This is a genomic window from Arthrobacter sp. TmT3-37, from assembly GCF_054510835.1.
Genome location: NZ_JBTNDU010000017.1, coordinates 20,567 through 38,527, shown reverse-complemented (window position 1 = coordinate 38,527; position 17,961 = coordinate 20,567). Strand labels below are relative to the sequence as shown.

Here is a 17,961-nt window from a genome sequence, read left to right as displayed (position 1 = left end):
GCGGGTGGGACTTCTCAGGATTGCATGGGGATGCGCACGCCGCGTTCGGCGGCGACCTCCCGGGCACGTTCGTAGCCGGCGTCGACGTGGCGGATGACGCCCATCCCCGGATCGTTCGTCAGGAGCCGCTCGAGCTTCTGGGCGGCGAGGTCGGTCCCGTCCGCGACCGAGACCTGCCCGGCGTGGATGGAGCGACCGATCCCGACGCCGCCGCCGTGGTGGATGGACACCCAGGTGGCGCCCGACGACGTCGTCAGCAGGGCGTTCAGGAGGGGCCAGTCGGCGACGGCGTCCGAGCCGTCGGCCATCGCCTCCGTCTCGCGGTAGGGGGAGGCGACGGACCCGGAGTCGAGGTGGTCGCGGCCGATGACGATCGGCGCCGAGACCCTGCCCTCGGCGACCAGCCGGTTGAACAGCAGGCCGGCCTTCGCGCGGTCACCGTAGCCGAGCCAGCAGATGCGCGCCGGCAGGCCCTCGAACTCGACGTGCTCCGCGGCGGCGTCGAGCCAGCGGTGCAGGTGCGCGTTGTCGGGGAACAGCTCCTTGAGGGCGGCGTCGGTGACGGCGATGTCCGCCGGGTCCCCCGAGAGCGCCACCCAGCGGAACGGGCCGAGTCCCTCGCAGAACAGGGGCCGGATGTAGGCGGGCACGAAGCCGGGGAAGTCGAAGGCCCGCCCGTAGCCCCCCGTGCGGGCCTCGTCCCGAATGGAGTTGCCGTAGTCGAAGACCTCGGCGCCGGCGTCCAGGAAGCCCACCATCGCCTCGACCTGGAGGGCCATGGACACCTGCGCCTTCTTCGTGAACCCGTCGGGGTCGGCCGTCGCCTCGCGGTCCCATTCGTCGGGCGAGATGCCCTCCGGCAGGTAGCTCAGCGGATCGTGGGCGGAGGTCTGGTCGGTGACGATGTCGACGTCGAGTCCGCGCCGCAGCAGTTCGGGGAAGACGGTCGCGGCGTTGCCGACGACGCCGACGGACAGCGCGCGCCTCTCGCGTTTCGCGGCGAGGACCTGCGCGACGGCGTCGTCGAGCGTGTCCGCGACGGTGTCCAGGTACCGCTTCGCGACGCGGCGGCGCAGGCGCGCCTCGCTGACGTCGACGATGAGGACGGCCCCGCCGTTCAGGGTGACGGCGAGCGGCTGGGCGCCGCCCATGCCGCCGCAGCCGCCGGTGAGCGTCAGCGTGCCGGTGAGGCTCCCGCCGAACCGCTTGCGGGCGATCGCGGCGAACGTCTCGTACGTGCCCTGGAGGATGCCCTGCGTGCCGATGTAGATCCAGGAGCCCGCGGTCATCTGCCCGTACATCATCAGGCCCTCGGCCTCGAGGCGACGGAACTCGGGCCAGGTGGCCCAGTCCCCGACGAGATTGGAGTTGGCGAGCAGCACGCGCGGAGCCCAGGGGTTGGTGCGGAACACGCCCACGGGCTTGCCGGACTGGACGAGGAGCGTCTCGTCGTCGTCGAGCGTCTCGAGCGTGCGGACGATGGCGTCGTAGGCCTCCCAGCTGCGGGCCGCGCGGCCCGTCCCGCCGTAGACCACGAGGTCCTCGGGCCGTTCGGCGACCTCCGGGTCGAGGTTGTTCATCAGCATGCGCAGCGGTGCTTCCGTCTGCCAGCTCTTCGCCGTCAGCTGCGGGCCGCGGGCCGCGCGGATGGAGCGGGAGGGATCGTGCGTGGGGGTCGTCGTGCTGCTGGTCATGCTGGTTCTCCTGTCAGGTCCTCGGTCAGGGCGGCGGCGTCCTGCCGCGTCAGGAGCGTGGCCGCCTCCTGCGCGACGAGCTCACCGATACGGTGTGCCTCCGCCTCGGTGATGCGGTAGCTGGGGACGACCACGCTGAGGGCGGCGACGGTCCGTGCGCCGGGTGACACCGGCGCGGCGATGGCCGTGACGTCCGCCTCGACGCCGTCGCGGACGACGACGAACCCGTCGGCGGCCGGGCTGCCGGTCAGCACGGCGCCCACGGCGGTCCCGGCGAGCGGGATGCTCCGGCCCACCCAGCTGGCGTGGCGGACGGAGTGGGTGCCCTCGCGCATGGCCAGGTACACGCCCTCGCCGTCGTGCGACGGGACGCTGAGGTAGGCCGATTCGCCCGTCCGGTCCACGAGGCGCTCGAGTGCGGGTTCGGCGAGGGAGACGAGCGACTCGTGGCCCAGGGCCTGCGCTCCCAGCTGCACCACGCGGAGCCCGGGCCGGTAGGCGCCGAGCGCGTCACGGCGCACGAAGCCCGTCCCCTCGAGTGTGCGCAGCAGGCGCAGGGCCGTCGACGCCGACAGGTCCGTCTCCCGCGCGGCGTCCGCGAGCGTCAGCGACCCGGCGTCGCAGACGGCCCCGAGGAGCACGAGCGCCCGCTCGACGGTGCGGGTCGAGGATTCTGCCATGGTCGCCTCCTTGCATTCAGCCCTGCCGTATATTTCACTTATTGAAACGTCCTTTTCATTCAATGGCAAGAGCGGCCCGAGCCGCAGGAACCGAGGCACCATGTCGCACCCCTCCGTGATCGTCGGGACCGGCCCGCTGTCCCCCGCCGACGTCGTCGCAGTGGCGCGTCATGGCGCGGAGGTGGAGCTCGCGGCGGACGCCCTGTCCGCGATGGCCGCGTCCCGCGCCGTCATCGAGTCCCTCGTGGACGACGGCACACCGCACTACGGCGTCTCCACCGGATTCGGCGCGCTCGCGACCAAGCACATCCCGCTCGACCAGCGGAGCCAGCTCCAGCGCAGCCTCATCCGCAGCCACGCGGCGTCCTCGGGCGCGGAGGTGGACCGCGAAGTGGTGCGCGGCCTCATGCTCGGACGGCTCTCGACCCTCGCCACCGGACGCACGGGCGTGCGTCCGGTGGTGGCGTCCACCTACGCCGCCCTGCTGAACGCCGGCATCACGCCCGTCATCGGCGAGTACGGCTCCCTCGGCTGCTCGGGGGATCTCGCCCCGCTCTCCCACGTCGCCCTGGCGCTCATGGGCGAGGGCGACGTGCGGACCCGGTCCGGGGAGCTCGTCCCCGCCGCCGAGGCCCTCGCCGCTGCAGGCATCGCCCCGGTGGAACTGCGCGAGAAGGAGGGCCTGGCCCTCATCAACGGGACGGACGGCATGCTCGGCATGCTGGTCCTCGCCGCGGCCGACCTGCACCGCCTCCTCACGACCGCGGACCTCGCCGCGGCGATGAGCGTGGAGGGGCTCCTGGGGACCGATGCGGTCTTCGCCGAGGATCTCCATGCGCTGCGCCCGCACCCGGGCCAGGTGGCCTCCGCCGGGTCCATCCGAGCCCTCCTCGAGGGATCCCCGCTCATCGCCGAGCAGCTGACCTCGGAGACCGGGCGGCACCGCTTCACGCGCGTCCAGGACGCCTACTCCCTCCGGTGCGCTCCCCAGGTGCACGGCGCCGCGCGCGCCACCCTGGCTCACGCCGAATCCGTCGCCGCGATCGAACTGGGCTCCGCCATCGACAACCCGGTGATCACCCCGGACGGGCGCATCGAGTCGAACGGGAACTTCCACGGCGCACCCGTGGGCTATGTCCTGGACTTCCTAGCGATCGCCGTCGCCGACGTCGCCTCCATGAGCGAACGACGCACGGACCGGTTCCTCGACAAGTCCCGCAGCCACGGGCTCAATGCGTTCCTCGCCCACGACCCCGGCGTGGACTCGGGCCACATGATCGCGCAGTACACGCAGGCGGGCATCGTGTCCGAGCTGAAGCGGCTCGCCGCCCCGGCATCGGTCGATTCCATCCCCTCGTCCGCGATGCAGGAGGACCACGTGTCGATGGGCTGGGCCGCGGGCCTGAAGCTGCGCAGGGCGATCGACGGATTGACCCGGGTGCTCGCCATCGAGATCCTCACGGCCGCACGGGCCCTGGACATGCGCGACGGCGGGGCGGGCGCCGAGGGTGGCCTGCGCAGTTCCGCTCCGATCTCCGCCGTGCGGGCCCGGCTGCGCGCCGATGTCGAGGGTCCCGGCACGGACCGCTACCTCGCTCCGGAGATCGAGGCGGCCCGCCTGCTCGTGGACGACGGCGCGCTGCTCGCGGCCGCGACGGCCGTGCTCCCAGCACCCCTCCCGTGAAGCTTGTTAGGGTGGGCTAACCACTCTCCCCGGAAAGAAGCGCCGCTCCATGTCCTCGCCCGTGTCCGAACCGTTCCGCAAGCCCCCTCGCCCACAGGCCGTCCTCACGGTCCTGGAGACCCGGTGGCTGAGTCCGCACCTCGTGCGGGTTGTGGCGGGCGGACCGGGCTTCGCCGACCTGCAGGAGTGCGACGCCACGGACAAGTACGCCAAGCTGCTCTTCGCGAAGCCGGAACTCGGGCTGGTACCGCCCTACGACCTCGCGGCACTGAAGGACGCGCTGCCGGCCGAGGACCGCCCGGTGAAGCGGACCTACACCATCCGCTGGCTCGACCCCGTCGAGCAGCGGCTCGCCATCGACTTCGTGGTCCACGGCGACGAGGGCGTCGCCGGTCCGTGGGCGGCGAAGGCCTCCCCGGGGGACGCCCTCGTGCTGATGGGCCCGTCCGGCAAGTGGTCGCCGGACCAGGACGCCGACTGGCACCTCTTCGTCGGGGACGACTCCGCCCTTCCGGCGATCGCGGCCGGCATCGAGGCGCTCCACCCGCACGCGCTGGGGCACGCCTATCTCGAGGTGGACAGCGCCGCCGACATCCTCCCCCTCGTCGCGCCCGCGGGCCTCGAGCTGCACTGGCTCCAGCGGGACGGTCGGCCGGCCGGCACGACGACGCTGCTGGCGGACGCCGTCGCCGCCGGGCCGTGGCTCGAGGGCACCGTCGACGCCTTCGTGCACGGCGAGCGTAGCGCCATGAAGGCCCTCCGCGACGTCCTGTTCAAGGAGAAGGGCCTGGCGCGCTCGCAGGTCTCCCTGTCCGGGTACTGGGCCTACGGCCGCGAGGAGGACACCTTCCAGGCGGAGAAGCGGGAGCCGATCGGCAAGATCCTCGACGACTAGGACGGCGCCCTAGGCCGCCATCTCCTGCGGGCGCCTCCTCGGGCGCCGGTCCAGCAGGTCCATGGCGGGTTCCGCGAGGCGTGCCAGGACGGGTCCGAGGACGGCCATGAGCAGCACGTAGGTCGTGGCCAGGGCGGCGAGGTCGGGAAGGACGGCCCCGGACGCCACCGCGAGTCCCGCGATGACGATGGAGAACTCGCCGCGCGCCACGAGCGCTGCGCCTGCACGTGCGCGCCCGAGCCTGCCGATGCCCTGCCGTCCCGCGGCCCACCAGCCGGTCGCGATCTTCGTGACCGACGTGACGAGGGCCAGGAGCAGCGCGAAGGCGAGGACCGGAGGGATCGACGACGGATCCGTGTTCAGCCCGAACACGACGAAGAAGATGGCGGCGAACAGGTCCCGCAGGGGTTCGAGGATGCGCGCGGCGTTCTCCGCCGTCGCGCCCGAGATGGCGATGCCGAGCAGGAACGCGCCGACGGCCGCGGAGACCTGGAGGGCGGAGGCGAGGCCCGCGACGAGGAGCGCGGCGCCGATGAGGGTCAGGAGGAACACCTCCCGGTCGGTGCTGTCCACGACGGCCGAGACGACGTTGCCCCACCGCAGGGCGATGACCAGCACGAGCGTGACCACGAGCAGCGAGATGCCCACGGTGCCCAGGCCGCCGGCGAAGCTGAGGCCGGCGAGGACGGCCGTCAGGACGGGGAGGTAGATGGCCATGGCGAGGTCCTCGAAGACGAGGATCGCGAGGACGGTGGGCGTCTCCCGGTTGCCGAGCCTGCCGAGGTCGCTGATGACCTTCGCGGCGATGCCCGAGGACGAGATGTAGGTGACCCCGCCCATCACGAGCGCGGCGACGGGACCCCAGCCCAGGACGACGGCGACGAGCGCGCCCGGCGTGAAATTCAGGGCGAAGTCCACGATGCCGGCCAGCCAGGACTGGCGGAGGCCTGTCACCAGCTCCTTCGCCGTGTACTCGAGGCCGAGCATCAGCAGGAGCAGCACCACGCCGATCTCGCTGGCGACCTCGCTGAACTCGATCACTCCGTCGAGTTCGATGAACCCGCCCTGCCCGAAGAACAGGCCTCCGATGAGGTAGAGCGGGATCGGCGAGAGCCCGATCCGGCCGGCGAGCCGCCCGAGGATCCCGAGGAACAGGAGGATTGCGCCGAGTTCGATCAGGGTGAGGGCGGTCGTGTGCACAGGCGGCTCAGCCGTTGCGCAGGATGTCCGCTGCGGCGTCGAGGCCCTCGGACGTGCCCACCACCACCAGCAGGTCGCCGGCGGCGAGCGTGAAATCGGGCGTGGGTGAGGCCTGTACCTGGCCGGAGCGCAGCACGGCGACGAGCGACGCACCGGACCGTGACCGCATGCGGGTGTCCCCGAGGGGGCGGCCGTCGAACGGTGAGCCGCGCTCGATCAGGAACTGGCGCGTGGAGACGCCGGGAAGGTCGCGGTGCTCCTCCGTCAGCTGCGCGACGAGCTGGCGCGAACCGAGGAGGTTGCCGATGGTCGCCGCCTCGTCCGGGGTCAGCGGGATGGAGGCGACGCACGCGTCGGGGTCGCCGGCCTTGGAGATGATGAGGTCGAGGTCGCCGTCGCGCTGCGCGACGATCCCCACCCTCCGGCCGGAGCCCGTGACGATCTCTCGCCGCACTCCGATGCCCGGAAGGCGCGTTTCGATGACGTTCATGCGCCCATCCTAGACCTGCCCGGACGACCCGCTGTCCGGTCGGGGCGCTGCGGAGCTCCCGTTCGCTGAGGGCGTGGCGGTGGCGCGGGGAGCGTACAGATCGGGTTCGAGGTAGATGGCGGTGGCGATCGGGACAGCTGCCCGGATGCGCTGCTCCGCATCGTTGATCGCACCGGCGATCTGCGATCCGGTGTCCTGGCTCTCGACCGAGATCTTGGCGGCGACGAGCAGCTCGTCGGGACCCAGGTGGAGGGTCTTGAGATGGATGATGCGGGTGGCGCCGTCGTCGCTGATGGCTGCCTCGATCTTCGCGACGGCGTCTGCGGAGGCGCTCTCGCCGAGGAGCAGGCTCTTGGTCTCGACCGCGAGGACGGCGGCGATCGCGACGAGGAGGAGGCCGATCATGGCGGTCCCTGCCGCGTCCCACACACCGTTGTCGGTGAGCAGCGTCATGGAGACGCCGATCAGGGCGAACAGGAGACCCAGGAGCGCGCCGAAGTCCTCGAGGAGGATGACCGGCAGCTCGGGCGACTTGGCGGTGCGGACGAAGCGCACCCAGCTCATGCTCCCCCGCGTGTGGTTGGACTCCCTGATGGCGGTGCGGAACGAGAAGGACTCGGCGATGATGGCCCCGATCAGGACGGCGAGCGGGACCCACCAGAACGATCCCTCGATGGGATGGGGGTCCTGGTACTTGTGGTACGCCTCGTAGAGGGCGAAGAGCCCGCCGACGCTGAACAGGACGATCGACACGATGAAGGCGTAGATGTACCGCTCCCGGCCGTAGCCGAAGGGGTGCTCCGGGCTGGCCTGGCGTTTGGCACGCTTGCCTCCCACGAGCAGGAGGACCTGGTTGCCCGAGTCCGCCACCGAGTGGATCCCCTCGGCGAGCATGGACGACGAGCGCGTGAGCGCGTAGGCCACGAATTTGAGCGCGGCGATCGTGAGGTTCGCTGCGAGGGCCGCGATGATCGCCTTCTTGCCTCCACCTGCTGACATGGTTGGGTTCCGTTCCCTCTGCCCGCCTCCGGGCGGCTCTCCGACGATGACCAGGCCGCCCGGCACGTGCGCCGCGGAGCCTCCGGCTCCAACTCTACGAGTTCTCCCCGCGCGAGGGGCGGGCGTCCCGCACGGTGACGGACCGTTGCGGGCGACGGCGATCCCGTCGTCGGGCTCAGGCGGGGCGGAGGGCTGCCGCGGCGGCCGCGACCCGTCCGGGATCGGCGCCGAGGTCCTCGGGATCGGCTCCGGTGAGCAGGACGGCCGCGAGTTCCGCGATGCCCGACGACGTCTGGAAGCCGTAGCCGCCCTGCCCCGCGAGCCAGAAGAACGCGGGGTGGGCGGGATCGAAGCCCACGACCGGCAGACCGCTGTCCCGCTGTGTCCGAAGGCCCGTCCAGGACCGCCGGATCGACGTGATGCCGAGGGTCGTCACCCGATCGAGGTACGCGACGAGCCGCTCGACGTCCCCCGGACGGGGTTGTGCGTCGCCCGGCTCGGCGGGTTCCGCCTCGCTGGGCGAGATGAGCACGCCGTCGGCGTCGGGCCGGTAGTAGAAGGAGTCGTCGGCGGCGGCGACCATCGGCGTTCCGACCCGCGGTGCGTTCTCCGCCGCCACGATCGCGGCGGTGCGACGCAGCGGCACGAGGCCCTGCGGTGCGACCCCGCACAGCTCCGCCACGCCGTCTGCCCATGCTCCCGCCGCATCGACCACGACGCCGGCACGGATGGCCCGGTATCCCGCACGGACGCTCCAGCCGCCACCGTCGTAGCGTGCGGAGGTCACGGGTGCCCCGGTCAGGATGATGACGCCGTCGTCGCCGGCGCTCCGCCGGTGGTACTCGAGCAAGAGGTCGGTGTCGGTGCCGACGCAGTCCGTGTCGATCGCGGCGGCCTCGAACGACGCGGGACGGAGCTGGGGGCACAGCGCGAGCGCTTCCGCGTGGGACACCCCGCGCATCGATGCGTTCGCCTTCGCCGCGACGTCGGCTTCGGATCCGACGAGCAGGAAGGACCGCGGGACGGTCAGCGGCAGTCCCGTGGAGGACTGCACGCCGGCCAGCAGGTCCAGTGTGCGGCGGGTGAGGTCCACGACGGGCCCGGGGCCGTAGCTCGGGATGAGCTGGCGCGCCGAGCGGGACGACGTGTGGTACCCGAGCGAGGACTCCGCTTCGACGAGCACCACGCCGGCGAACGGCGCCAGGGCGGACGCCAGCGACAGGCCGGCGATGCCTCCGCCGATGATCAGGACGTCGCACTCGAGGGGGCTCATTCCGTCATCCTAGGATGGCGCTCCCCCATCCGGGGGGCGTCAGGTGTGCTCTCCCCGTCGATAGGGCGGACCCCGAGCCCGGGGAATACCGTCCGGGCACCGATAGTTCCGGCTAGTCGTGAAAGCAATCGTCTACTCCTCCACCGGTCCCTCCTCCGTTCTCTCTCTCGTCGACCGGGACGTCGCGACGCCCGGTCCGGGCGAAGTGCGGGTCCGCATCGTCAACTCCGGCGTGAATCCGACGGATTGGAAGGCCCGCGCCGACGGCGACCTCCCGTTCCCCGAGGTAGTCCCCAACCAGGACGGCGCCGGAGTCGTCGACGCGGTCGGGGAGGGCGTCACCGAGCCGCAGGTAGGCGACCGGGTATGGATCTACCTGGCTGCTCACGGCCGCCCGACGGGGACCGCCCAGGAGTTCACCGTGATTCCCGCCGAACGGGCTGTCCGCCTGCCGGACGGCGTCGATCTCGAGGTGGCAGCCAGCCTGGGTGTACCGGCGATGACGGCGCACCGCGCCCTGACCGTCCACGAGCAGGGGCCGTCGCGACTCGCTCCCGGCGCCCTCGAGGGACGCACGGTTCTCGTCCAGGGCGGCGCCGGAGCCGTCGGCCACGCGGCGATCCAACTCGCCGCCTGGGCGGGCGCAACCGTCATCGCAACGGTCAGCAGCGACGCGAAGGCCGAGCTCGGTCTCGCTGCGGGGGCCCACCACGTGCTCCGCTACCCCGACGATTCCCTCGCACACCACATCCGCGAGGTTGCTCCGGGCGGCGTCGACCATGTCGTGGAGGTGTCTCCCGGGCAGAACGCGGCGCTCGACGTCGAGGTGATCGCCAACCATGGCTCCATCGCGTACTACGCGAACAACAATGGTGACGACTTCACCGCCCCCGTGGTCGCGAGTTTCGCGAAGAACGTCCGCTGGCAGGGCCTGCTGCTCTACACGGTGGGTCAGGATGCGCTCGTCGCTGCGGCGGAGGACATCACGGCGGCGCTGAGCAGCGGGGTATTGCCTGTCGGGAAGGCTGCCGGACTCCCCCTCTCCTGGTTTCCGCTCGAGGAGACCGGCGCCGCTCACGACGCCGTCGAGAACGGTGTGACCGGCAAGGTCATCATTCGCGTCTCCGACGAGAACTCCTGAGCGATCGACCCTTCCCGGTCAGGAAAGGAAGCGTATGACGCTCGACGACTGCCCCTGCGGAACCGTTCTGCCGTATGGGGAATGCTGCGGGCCGCTCCACCGGGGAGGGGCAGCGTCGACGGCGTCAGCGCTGATGCGCTCACGGTTCTCGGCGTTCGCTCTCGGGCTCGAGAGGTACCTGCTCGATTCGTGGGACCCATCGACACGTCCGGATACCGTCGATCTCGACGGGGACGTCGAGTGGCGGCGCCTGCAGATCGTCGACACGGTCCTCGGCGGCGACTGCGACGACGCCGGCGTGGTGGAGTACCGAGCATCGTTCCGGAGAGCCGGGCGGTCGGGGCTGCTGCAGGAGCGCAGCCGATTCGTCCGGGTGGAAGGGCGCTGGATGTATGTCGACGGGGACGTGCGCGCCTAGGACCTGCAGCACCCCGCGAGGTGGTACCGGATTACGCGCCACCCACGTGCGCGCCCGGCGCGCCGGCGTCGGACGCCTGCCCGCCATCCTCTCCCGGACTGCCCGCGTCCACCTCGGCGCGCGCGGCGGCGAAGGCCTGCACGCAGGCCTCGATGTCCTCGCCGGTGTGCGCTGCGGAGAGCTGCACGCGGATGCGGGCGGCGCCCTTCGGCACCACGGGGTAGCTGAACGCCGTGACGAAGACGCCATGCGCGAGCATCGCGTCGGCGGTGCGGGCGGCGAGCACGGCGTCGCCGAACATGACCGGGATGATCGCGTGCTCGCCCTCGAGGAGCTCGAAGCCCTCCTCGGTCATGCGGCGGCGGAAGAGGGCCGCATTACGGGCGAGGGTCTCCCGGAGCTCCCCGCTGTTCTGCACGAGGTCCAGTGCCGTCAGGGTCGCGGCGACGATGGACGGCGCGAGGGAGTTGGAGAACAGGTACGGGCGGGCCCGCTGGCGCAGGAGGGCGACGATCTCGGCGCGGGCGGCGACATAGCCGCCGGACGCACCACCGAGCGCCTTGCCGAAGGTCCCGGTGAAGATGTCCACCCGGCTCGCGACCCCCGCGTGCTCCGGGGTCCCGGCGCCGGTCGCACCCATGAAGCCGACGGCGTGCGAGTCGTCGACCATGACCATCGCGTCGTACCGCTCTGCCAGGTCACAGATGGCCTCGAGGGGAGCCAGGTAGCCGTCCATGGAGAAGACGCCATCCGTGACGATCAGGCGCCGCCGGGCCCCCGACGCCTCCTGCAGCTTCGCCTCGAGGTCCGCCATGTCCCGGTTCGCGTAGCGGAAGCGCTGGGCCTTGGACAGGCGGATGCCGTCGATGATCGACGCGTGGTTGAGTGCGTCGGAGATCACGGCGTCCTCCGCGCCGAGGAGCGATTCGAAGACGCCGCCGTTCGCGTCGAAGCAGGAGGAGAACAGGATGGTGTCCTCGGTGCCGAGGAACTCCGAGACGCGCCGCTCGAGGTCGAGGTGCAGGTCCTGGGTGCCGCAGATGAAGCGGACCGAGGCCATGCCGAAGCCCCGCTCGTCGAGGGCCGTCTTGGCCGCCGCGATGATCTCCGGATGGTCGGCGAGGCCGAGGTAGTTGTTCGCACAGAAATTGAGCACCCGCGCGTCACCTGCGCCGAGGGCTCCCGCTGTGATGGTGCTGGACTGGGGCGAGGAGATGCGCCGCTCGTGCTTGAAGAGGCCTGCGCTTCGGATGGCGTCGAGCTCACCGGCGAGCTGGTCGCGGACTGCTGAGTACATGGTGTTCCCGTTTCCCTAGAAGGTGGTCCAGTCGAGGACCACTTTGCCGCTCGCGCCGTCGCGCGCTGTCATGAAGCCCTGCTGCCATTCGCCCGCGGGCAGGCAGTCGGTGACCACCGACGACACCGCCTCGCGCAGCGTCCGGTTGGACTGGAGCATGGCGCTCATGGCGTACCAGGTCTCGAACATCTCCCGCCCGTAGATGCCCTTGAGGGTGAGCATGTGCGTGACCACCTTGCCCCAGTCGATGGAGATGGGGCCGGACGGCAGACCGAGCATGGCGATCTTCCCGCCGTGGTTCATGTTGTCGATCATCTCGGGCAGGGCGGTCGCGTGGCCGGACATCTCCATCCCGATGTCGAAGCCCTCCTTCATGCCGAGCTCGCGCTGGGCGTCGGCGACGCGCATGCGGCTGACGTCGACGGCGATGTCCGCGCCCACGCCGCGGGCGAGCTCGAGGCGCGGGGCGGAGACGTCGGTGATCGCGATCTTCCGGGCCCCGGCGTGGCGGGCGACGGCGACGGCCATGAGCCCGATGGGGCCGGCCCCGGTGATGAGGACGTCCTCGCCGACGAGCGGGAAGCTGAGCGCGGTGTGGACGGCGTTGCCGAAGGGGTCGAAGACGGCGCCGAGCTCGGGGGTGATGGTCGCGTCGTGCACCCAGACGTTGGTCTCGGGGACGACGACGAACTCGGCGAACGCGCCGTCGCGCTGCACGCCGACGCTCGAGGTGTGGATGCACATCTGGCGGCGGCCGGCCCGGCAGTTGCGGCAGATCCCGCAGACGATGTGCCCCTCGCCGGAGACGCGATCGCCGATGCGGATGTCGCGGATACCCTCGCCGAGGGCCACGACCTCGCCGTAGAACTCGTGGCCGGGGATCAGCGGTGCGGAGATCATGCCCTGCGCCCAGGGGTCCCAGCTCTCTATATGGAGGTCGGTGCCGCAGATGCCGGTGGTCATCACGCGGATCTTGACCTCGCCCCACCCTGCCTCGGGCTCGGGTCGGTCCACGAGTTCGAAACCGGGGTGCGCCCCGGACTTGTACAGCGCCTTCACTGGACATTCCTTCCATGCCGCTCCGGGCCTCCGGCGGGATGGGCCGGGCCTGTGCGGTACGAGTGCCGGGCGGGATATGCCCGGCAGCAACACTATCAGCGGACGACGGCGGGCACGCGTGGGCTCGAGCGCACGGCGGGGCCGCCGTCAGTCCTCGAGCACCGCCGAGAGGACCTCGAGTCCGAGGGCGAGGAACTCCGGGGCGTCGTCGGACGAGGCCGCCAGGGCGCTGCCCATGCTCATCGCCCAGCCCCGCGCCCGCGCCCAGGTGGCGGCGTCGACCGGCCGCAGGGCCTCGAGCTCCGTGCGGAAGACCGACCTGCCCGCCGCGTCGAACCCGAGCCATGCGGCGGCGAGGTCGGTCGCCGGATCACCGGAGCACAGGTCCCCGAAGTCGACGACGCCGGCCAGCACGCCGTCCGGTCCGAGCACGAGATTCGCCGGGTGCAGGTCGCCGTGCAGCCAGAGGTCCGGGCCTGTCCAGGCCGGAGCGGCCAGGGCCTCGTCCCATACCCGGAGCAGCAGGGTCTCCGGGGCGTTCGGCAGCGATGCGAGCCGGCCCCGCAGGACGTCGTCGCGCGCCGCCAGCGGCCCGCCCCGGCCCACGGGGCTGACAGGGGCACCGGGCGGAGCGGGCTGCTGGAACTCCGCGAGGAACCGTGCGAGCGGGCGGGCCGCCGGCAGGCGACGGGCGCGGGGCACGGTGATGCCGGACTCCCCCTCGATCCACCGACTGACGGACCAGTGCCAGGGGTAGCCGGGACCGGGCACACCGCACCGGATCGGCGCCGACGTCGGCACGGCCAGCCGCGCCGTGATAACGGGCAGCCACTGCTGTTCGGCGACCATCAGCGCGTCGGCGACCTGCCGCCGGGGCAGCCGCACCACGAGGTCCGGTCCGAGCCGGAAGAGCTCGTTGTCCCAGCCGTGCCCCGCGGACCGCAGGGCGCGGTCCGCGAGGTCCGGGTGCTGGTCGGCCAGCAGCGATACGACGAGGGAGGGTGGGATGTCGATCTCCGCCCTCGGCAGAACCGCCATCGCACCCTCCCGGATCCTGCTGGAGCTATCCCTCGACGCCGAGGCGCTGCAGGATGAGCTCACGGACGCGGCCGGCGTCGGCCTGTCCGCGCGTCGCCTTCATGACGCCGCCCACGATCGCGCCGACGGCCTGGACCTTGCCGCCGCGGATCTTGTCGGCGACATCGGGCTGGGCCGCGAGGGCGCCGTCGATCGCCTCGAGCAGCGGCCCGTCGTCGGACACGACGGCGAGCCCGCGCTGCTCGACGACCTCCGCCGGCGTGCCCTCGCCGGCGAGGACGCCGTCGAGCACGTCGCGGGAGAGCTTGTCGTTGATCTTGCCGGACTCGATGAGCGCGTTCAGTTCCACGATCAGTTCGGGCGTCACGCCCAGTTCGGCGGGCTCGAGGTCGGCGAGCTTGGCACGGCGGGAGATCTCGCCCATCCACCACTTGCGGGCGACGGCGGCACTCACGCCGGCGGCCACGGTGTCCTCGATCGAGGACATCACGCCGGCATTGACGACGTCGCGGAACTCCGCGTCGGAGTAGCCCCAGTCGGCCTGCAGGCGCTTGCGGCGTTCGGCCGGGGGCTCGGGGAGCTCGGCGCGCAGCTTCTCGATCCAGGCATCGTTCGTCACGACGGGCACGAGGTCGGGCTCGGGGAAGTAGCGGTAGTCGTCGGCGTCGGACTTGGGGCGCCCTGATGTCGTCGAACGCGTGTCCTCGTGCCAGTGGCGCGTCTCCTGCAGGATCGGCGTGCCGGAGTCCAGGACGGCGGCGTGCCGCTGGATCTCGTAGCGCACCGCGTGCTCGACGGCGCGCAGCGAGTTCACGTTCTTGGTCTCGGTGCGGGTGCCGAACTTTTCCTGGCCGTGCGGGCGGAGGGAGACGTTGGCGTCGCAGCGGACGTTGCCGCGCTCCATGCGGGCGTCGGAGACACCGAGGTTCTTGACGATCTCGCGGATCGCGGCGACGTAGGCCTTCGCGAGCTCGGGGGCTCGCGATCCGGCCCCCTCGATCGGCTTGGTGACGATCTCGATGAGGGGCACGCCGGCGCGGTTGTAGTCCACGAGCGAGAACTCGGCGCCCTGGATGCGGCCCGTGGAGCCACCCATGTGGGTGAGCTTGCCGGCGTCCTCCTCCATGTGGGCGCGCTCGATCTCGACCGTGAAGACGGTGCCGTCGGCGAGCTCGATGTCGATGGAGCCGTCGTACGCGATGGGGTCCTCGAACTGGGAGGTCTGGAAGTTCTTCGGGGTGTCCGGGTAGAAGTAGTTCTTCCGGGCGAAGTAGCACTTCTCGGCGATCTTGCAGTTCAGCGCGAGGCCGATCTTGATCGCGGACTCCACGGCGACGCCGTTGACGACGGGCAGGACGCCGGGCAGGCCGAGGTCCACGGGCGTCACGTTGGTGTTGGGCACGTCCCCGAAGGCGTTGGGTGCGGAGGAGAACATCTTGGTCCTCGTGTTGAGCTCCACGTGGACCTCGAACCCGAGCACGGGATCGTACTTCTCCATGGCCTCGTCGAAGGTCAGGACCTCATCGGTTACAGCAGTCATTACTTCCCACCTGCGCTTCCTGGAATGGCCGGGGCCTGGGCCAGCAGCGGGCCGCCCCACGTGTGTTCGAGCAGTGATTCGAGGACGGCGCCCACCCGGTAGAGGCGCGCGTCCTGGCGGGCCGGCGCGAGGAGCTGGATGCCGACCGGCAGCCCATCCTCGTCCGCGAGGCCGCCCGGCAGCGACAGGCCGGGGATGCCCGCCATGTTCGCCGGGATGGTGGCGACGTCGTTCAGGTACATCGCCAGCGGATCGTCGAGCTTCTCCCCCAGCTTGAACGCCGTGGTCGGGGCTGTCGGGGAGATCAGCACGTCGGCCTGCTCGAAGGCTGCGGCGAAATCGCGCTGGATGAGCGTGCGGACCTTCTGCGCCGAGCCGTAGTAGGCGTCGTAGTAGCCGGCGCTCAGCGCGTAGGTGCCGAGGATGATGCGGCGCTTGACCTCGTCCCCGAAGCCTGCGGCGCGGGTGGCCCCCATGACGCGTTCGATCGTCGGGGCGCCGTCGGGCACCACACGCAACCCGAAACGCACCCCGTCGTACTTCGCGAGGTTGCTGGAGGCCTCCGACGGCATGATCAGGTAGTAGGCACCGAGCGCGTACTGGAAGTTGGGGCAGGAGACCTCGACGATCTCAGCACCCGCCGAACGCAGCAGCTCGAGCGACTCCGAGAAGCGCGTCAGGACACCGGCCTGGTAGCCCTCGCCCTGCAGCTCCCTGATGACGCCGATGCGCATGCCCTCGACCTGGCCGAGGCGGGCGGCCTCGACGAGTGCGCCGACGGGATCGGTCAGCGACGTCGAGTCGTGGGGGTCGTGGCCGCCGATGACCTCGTGCAGCAGGGCGCTGTCGAGGACCGTCCGGGACACGGGGCCGATCTGGTCGAGCGAGGAGGCCATCGCGATCGCACCGTAGCGGGAGACGCCGCCGTAGGTGGGCTTCACGCCGACCGTCCCGGTGACGGCGCCGGGCTGGCGGATGGAACCACCGGTGTCGGTGCCGAGGGCCAACGGGGCTTCGAACGCTGCGACGGCGGCAGCGGAGCCGCCACCGGACCCGCCGGGGATCCGGTCGAGGTCCCAGGGGTTGCGGGTGGGACCGAACGCCGAGTGCTCCGTGGAGGACCCCATGGCGAACTCGTCGAGGTTGGTCTTGCCGAGGATCGGCATTCTCGCGGCGCGCAGCTTGCGGACCACGGTGGCGTCGTACGGGCTCTGCCAGCCCTCGAGGATCTTCGACCCGGCCGTGGTGGGCTGGCCCTTGGTGACGATGAGGTCCTTGACCGCGATGGGCACGCCGGCCAGGGGGTGCAGGGTGTCGCCGTCGGACCTGGCCTTGTCCACCTCGGCGGCGACGAGCAGCGCCTCGTCGGTGTTGACGTGCAGGAAGGCGTTGATCGCCCCGTCCACGGCGCCGATGCGGTCGAGGTAGGCCTGCGTGGCCTCGACGGCGGAGACCTCCTTCGACGCGAGTTTCTGCGAGAGGGTGTCGGCGGAGAGGTGGATGATCTCGGTCATGGGTTACTCCCCGTCCAGGATGGCAGGCACCTTGAAGCGGCCGTCCGCGTTGTCAGGGGCGCCGAGGAGCGCCTCCTCGTTGGTGAGGGTCTCCCCCACGACGTCGTCGCGGAACACGTTGCTCAACGGGATGGGGTGGCTCGTCGCCGGGACGTCGTCGCCCGCCACCTCGCTCACGGTCTTGATGGAGTCGACGATCACCGCGAGCTCACCGGCCATGCGGTCGAGCTCGTCGTCGGTCATGTCGATGTGGGCGAGGCGCGCGAGGTGCGCGACGTCGTCCCGGTTGATCTCAGCCATGGATCTCCCCTGGAAGTCGGAAGTGGGTATCTGCCCTCCAGTCTAGTGCTGGCGCGTCCGGCACCCGGCATCCGACGGGACGTCCCGGCACGACGACGCGCCGTCCCGTGCGCTTCCTCGCCTCAGAGCGGCAGGCGGAAGACCCAGAGCAGGATGTCCTCGTTGGGGACCTCCCAGTCGCGTTTGGGGACGCGGACGAAGCCCATGGACTCGTAGAGGCGGTGCGCCCGCACCATGTCCGAACCGCTCGTCAGGCTCACCGCCTCGATCCCGGGAAGCGTCCTCGCATGCTCGATGATGCGCTCGACCATGGCCCGGCCCACGCCCCCGCGCTGGACGGCGGGGTCCACGGCCAGCATCCGGAACTCGAGCTCACCCTCGACGGCGATGTCCGTGTACCGCTGGCCCGCGAACGTCAGCGCGACCGACCCGACGACGGCGCCGTCCCGCTCGGCGACCCACACCTCGGCGTGCTGGGCGCGGTGCTCGATGTCGGACAGGACCGCCATGTAGGGGTGCGAATCGTCGGCGAAGTAGCCGGCCTCCAGGTAGGCGCCGCGCGTGATGCGACGGACGTCGTCGAAGTCCTCCGGCTGGACGGGACGGATGGTGAGGCGGGAGTCGGACACGGCGTTGCCGGACGGAGCGGAAGTCACCGGTTCATTTTGCCATGGGGCAGGGGCTCGACGACGCTCGGCCAGGTGATGTCCCGGCCCCGGGCGGAGGTTCGACCGCAGTG

Annotated in this window: 17 protein-coding genes; 4 read left to right on the top strand and 13 right to left on the bottom strand. The window is 71.2% G+C overall.

What is annotated here, in order from left to right; genetic code table 11:
- Nucleotides 1-14: 14 nt before the first annotated feature.
- Together hutU and ACX80U_RS16550 are read right to left on the bottom strand one after the other, a co-directional pair.
- Entirely contained in the window at nt 15-1,694 is a 1,680-nt protein-coding gene (gene hutU, locus ACX80U_RS16555) for a urocanate hydratase (RefSeq protein ID WP_459269225.1), read from the bottom strand.
- Complete coding sequence (locus ACX80U_RS16550) at nt 1,691-2,374, bottom strand: IclR family transcriptional regulator (protein ID WP_208740739.1); 684 nt, start codon at nt 2,372-2,374, stop codon at nt 1,691-1,693. The genes hutU and ACX80U_RS16550 overlap by 4 nt, the downstream gene beginning before the upstream one ends.
- A gap of 100 nt (nt 2,375-2,474) precedes the next feature.
- Here ACX80U_RS16550 and hutH point away from each other — a divergent pair, with 100 nt between their 5' ends.
- Nucleotides 2,475-4,058, top strand: coding sequence for a histidine ammonia-lyase (gene hutH, locus ACX80U_RS16545; RefSeq protein ID WP_459269224.1), 1,584 nt, complete (start codon nt 2,475-2,477; stop codon nt 4,056-4,058).
- Nucleotides 4,059-4,107: 49 nt separating this feature from the next.
- A complete protein-coding gene (locus tag ACX80U_RS16540; protein WP_459269223.1) occupies nt 4,108-4,953 on the top strand; it encodes a siderophore-interacting protein in 846 nt (281 codons plus the stop codon).
- Between the two features lie 9 nt (nt 4,954-4,962).
- Here the strand turns inward: ACX80U_RS16540 and ACX80U_RS16535 are convergent, their stop codons facing one another.
- The 4 genes from ACX80U_RS16535 to ACX80U_RS16520 all read right to left on the bottom strand — a co-directional run bounded on the left by ACX80U_RS16535 (nt 4,963) and on the right by ACX80U_RS16520 (nt 8,915).
- Nucleotides 4,963-6,153: a cation:proton antiporter gene (locus ACX80U_RS16535; RefSeq protein ID WP_459269222.1), complete on the bottom strand. Its 1,191-nt coding sequence runs from the start codon at nt 6,151-6,153 to the stop codon at nt 4,963-4,965.
- Between the two features lie 7 nt (nt 6,154-6,160).
- The gene (locus ACX80U_RS16530) at nt 6,161-6,643 is read right to left on the bottom strand and encodes a cation:proton antiporter regulatory subunit (protein WP_133082134.1); all 483 of its coding nucleotides are present in this window, start codon (nt 6,641-6,643) and stop codon (nt 6,161-6,163) included.
- A 9-nt stretch (nt 6,644-6,652) separates the two neighbouring features.
- Nucleotides 6,653-7,642, bottom strand: coding sequence for a cation diffusion facilitator family transporter (locus ACX80U_RS16525; RefSeq protein WP_459269221.1), 990 nt, complete (start codon nt 7,640-7,642; stop codon nt 6,653-6,655).
- 175 nt (nt 7,643-7,817) lie between these two features.
- Complete coding sequence (locus tag ACX80U_RS16520) at nt 7,818-8,915, bottom strand: NAD(P)/FAD-dependent oxidoreductase (RefSeq protein ID WP_208740730.1); 1,098 nt, start codon at nt 8,913-8,915, stop codon at nt 7,818-7,820.
- 118 nt (nt 8,916-9,033) lie between these two features.
- Here ACX80U_RS16520 and ACX80U_RS16515 point away from each other — a divergent pair, with 118 nt between their 5' ends.
- Nucleotides 9,034-10,056, top strand: a complete 1,023-nt coding sequence (locus ACX80U_RS16515) for an NADPH:quinone reductase (protein ID WP_459269220.1) — start codon at nt 9,034-9,036, stop codon at nt 10,054-10,056.
- Between the two features lie 34 nt (nt 10,057-10,090).
- On the top strand, nt 10,091-10,474 hold the full coding sequence (locus tag ACX80U_RS16510; RefSeq protein WP_133082130.1) for a YchJ family protein: 384 nt from the start codon (nt 10,091-10,093) through the stop codon (nt 10,472-10,474).
- 31 nt (nt 10,475-10,505) lie between these two features.
- Here ACX80U_RS16510 and ACX80U_RS16505 read toward each other — a convergent pair whose 3' ends face one another.
- From ACX80U_RS16505 to ACX80U_RS16475, 7 genes are all read right to left on the bottom strand, one after another.
- Nucleotides 10,506-11,771: a glycine C-acetyltransferase gene (locus ACX80U_RS16505; RefSeq protein ID WP_459269219.1), complete on the bottom strand. Its 1,266-nt coding sequence runs from the start codon at nt 11,769-11,771 to the stop codon at nt 10,506-10,508.
- 15 nt (nt 11,772-11,786) lie between these two features.
- A complete protein-coding gene (tdh, locus tag ACX80U_RS16500; RefSeq protein ID WP_459269218.1) occupies nt 11,787-12,830 on the bottom strand; it encodes an L-threonine 3-dehydrogenase in 1,044 nt (347 codons plus the stop codon).
- 147 nt (nt 12,831-12,977) lie between these two features.
- On the bottom strand, nt 12,978-13,868 hold the full coding sequence (locus ACX80U_RS16495; protein WP_459269217.1) for an aminoglycoside phosphotransferase family protein: 891 nt from the start codon (nt 13,866-13,868) through the stop codon (nt 12,978-12,980).
- Between the two features lie 25 nt (nt 13,869-13,893).
- A complete protein-coding gene (gatB, locus tag ACX80U_RS16490) occupies nt 13,894-15,408 on the bottom strand; it encodes an Asp-tRNA(Asn)/Glu-tRNA(Gln) amidotransferase subunit GatB (RefSeq protein WP_133082126.1) in 1,515 nt (504 codons plus the stop codon).
- A complete protein-coding gene (gatA, locus tag ACX80U_RS16485; protein ID WP_459269216.1) occupies nt 15,408-16,922 on the bottom strand; it encodes an Asp-tRNA(Asn)/Glu-tRNA(Gln) amidotransferase subunit GatA in 1,515 nt (504 codons plus the stop codon). The genes gatB and gatA overlap by 1 nt, the downstream gene beginning before the upstream one ends.
- Before the next feature lie 3 nt (nt 16,923-16,925).
- Entirely contained in the window at nt 16,926-17,222 is a 297-nt protein-coding gene (gene gatC, locus ACX80U_RS16480) for an Asp-tRNA(Asn)/Glu-tRNA(Gln) amidotransferase subunit GatC (RefSeq protein WP_459269215.1), read from the bottom strand.
- A gap of 122 nt (nt 17,223-17,344) precedes the next feature.
- On the bottom strand, nt 17,345-17,878 hold the full coding sequence (locus ACX80U_RS16475; RefSeq protein WP_459269214.1) for a GNAT family N-acetyltransferase: 534 nt from the start codon (nt 17,876-17,878) through the stop codon (nt 17,345-17,347).
- Nucleotides 17,879-17,961: the final 83 nt, after the last annotated feature.